Genomic DNA, 2,242 nt, shown 5'->3' on the forward strand with positions numbered 1-2,242 from the left:
CTCCTCGGCCGGCTGGAAGATGAAATGCACCGTGCCGGCGAAGTCGGGCGAGCGAACAAGTGCTGACGCTGCGCCGAGCAGCATTGTCGTGTGGCCGTCATGGCCGCAGCCATGCATCCTCCCGGGGACGCGGGACGCATGCGGCAGCGGCCGCGCCTCGGTCATCGGCAGGGCGTCCATATCGGCGCGAATGCTCAGGCTGCGACCAGCGCCGAGCCTGCCCCTGAGCGTGCCGACGACGCCTGTGCGGCCGACACCTTCGGTCGTCTCGATGCCCCACGAGCGCAGTTTGTCCGCCACGAAACGTGCCGTCTCGAACTCTTCGAAGCCGAGTTCTGGATTGGCATGCAGATGCCGCCGCCAGGCCGTCATCTCTGTCTCTAGTTGCTGCACCGAGGGTACCAGTCTCATGCCGATGCCTTTGCGCGAAGAGTTTGTGAGCGGCTCTGCAGGATGGCGATGACCACAAGCAGGATTGCCGAGAAAGCGATCAGCAGCACGGCGACGGCCGCGATGGCGGGACTGATGGACTCGCGCACCCCGGAGAATATCATGCGAGGCAAGGTTCGCTCTGCGCCCGTCGAGAGGAAACTTGCGACGACGACTTCGTCGAAAGAGATGATGAAGGCGATGATGGCCCCTGTAATGACGCCCGGCGCTATCAGCGGCAGCACTACCTTGAAGAATGTGCGCATGGTGCCGGCGCCGAGCGATGCCGCCGCGCGAACCAACGTCCGGTCGAAGGTCGAAAGGCTGGCGACGACAGTCGTCAGCATCACAGGCACGGCCATGGCCGTATGCACCAGAATGATCGATAGCTTGTTGCCAACGAGTCCCAGTGTGGCGAAGAATGAAAAGGCCGCGACGCCGACAATGACGACTGGCGTCACCAAGGGCGCGGCGATGATCGCATAGAGGATCCGTTTGCCGGCAAAATCGCCCCAGGCGAGCCCGATCGCCGCCGGTATGCCGAGCAGCAGCGCCAGAACCGTGGTGGACAGCGCGATGACGACCGAGTTCCACAGCGCGGTCGGCCAGCGCTGGTCGACCCACAGTTCGGCATACCAGCGCAGCGACCAGCCCGGCGTCGGAAACGCCAGCGAGTTGCTCGAGGTCAGCGACATGGGGATCACGATCAGCAGGGGCAGGATGATGAACGCCAGCAATGTCGCCGCATAGGCATACATCAGCCATTTCCGAAAGCGGTCGGCGCTCATGCGACATGCGCCTTGCGGCGGAAGAGGACGGACGCCGTCCAGAACAGGAATGCAAACAGGACGAGGATCATCAGCAGTTGCAACGAAAGCGCTGCACCCATGCCCCAGTTCAGTGTGCTGTTCGTGTAGAACGCTATGTAGCTGGAGATCATCTGGTCGGTCGGCCCGCCGACAAGCGTCGGGGTGATGTAGTAGCCGAGTGCGAAGACAAAAACGATCGCCCCGCCGGACAGGATTCCTGGCAGGATCAACGGCAACTGCACGCGGCGCCACGCTGTGAGCCACGGCGCGCCCAGTGACAGTGCCGCGCGCATATAGGTGGTCGGAACCCGCCGCATGACGGCGACGACGCAGAGCACCATCATGGGCAGCAGAACCTGAACCATTGCCACGTAGAGTGAAAAGCGTGTGTAAATGAGATTGAGCGGCTCGCTGACGATGCCGAGGCCAAGCAGCGTGGAATTCACGGGTCCGTTCTTCTGCAGCACGATGATCCAGATGACGGTGCGCACCAGCAGCGATGTCCAGAGCGGAAACAGGATCAGCGCGAACATGAGCTTCGACCAGGCCGGCGGCGCGCTGACAATTGCCTGCGCCAGCGGCACGGCGAGCACCGCGCAGATCACGGTCACCACGATGCTGATCCAGATCGTACGCAGCAGCGCGTCGACGAAGATGGCGCGATCGGCTGAAATGGCTTCGATCGAATTGTCCGCGCCTCGCTTCAGGTCAAGGCTCGCAAGCAGATAATAGTCCGTTCGCGCGCTTTGCTGACGCGCGATGACCTGCCAGAGATCGATATTTTTCCAGCCGGCCTGTTTGGAGAGCACCTCGTCGCGCACGGGACGCATAGTCAGCTTGCCGTCGGCCGCATCCTTTGCCGTCTTGATGACGAGGAAACGGCTGCCGACGACGCGCTGGTTCACGAGTTGCGCCAGTACGCCTTCCTTTCCGGCGCGCCGCGCGTCGGCCAGGTCCTCGACGAGTGCTGCAAAGACGGGTTCGCCAGGCAGGCCGCTATCTGC

At 62.9% G+C, this 2,242-nt stretch carries 3 protein-coding genes; all 3 read right to left on the reverse strand.

From position 1 onward, the window contains the following. Positions 1-411, reverse strand: a 411-nt coding sequence (locus EN994_RS28050) for an amidohydrolase (protein ID WP_127307992.1), incomplete at its 3' end; no start/stop codon positions are given. After that, positions 408-1,217 (reverse strand): ABC transporter permease, encoded by an 810-nt coding sequence (locus EN994_RS28055; RefSeq protein ID WP_082826529.1) that lies wholly within the window; start codon positions 1,215-1,217, stop codon positions 408-410. The genes EN994_RS28055 and EN994_RS28050, both read right to left, overlap by 4 nt. Further along, on the reverse strand, positions 1,214-2,242 hold a 1,029-nt coding region (locus EN994_RS28060; RefSeq protein WP_164746264.1), incomplete at its 5' end, for an ABC transporter permease. The genes EN994_RS28055 and EN994_RS28060, both read right to left, overlap by 4 nt.

It is taken from the genome of Mesorhizobium sp. M7A.F.Ca.CA.002.09.1.1 (assembly GCF_003998555.1).
Lineage (GTDB): Bacteria > Pseudomonadota > Alphaproteobacteria > Rhizobiales > Rhizobiaceae > Mesorhizobium > Mesorhizobium ciceri.

Bases quoted from the DNA above. Each gene is read 5' to 3' on its own strand.
- EN994_RS28055 (WP_082826529.1), bottom strand. From the start codon at position 1,217: ATGAGCGCCGACCGCTTTCGGAAATGGCTGATGTATGCCTATGCGGCG.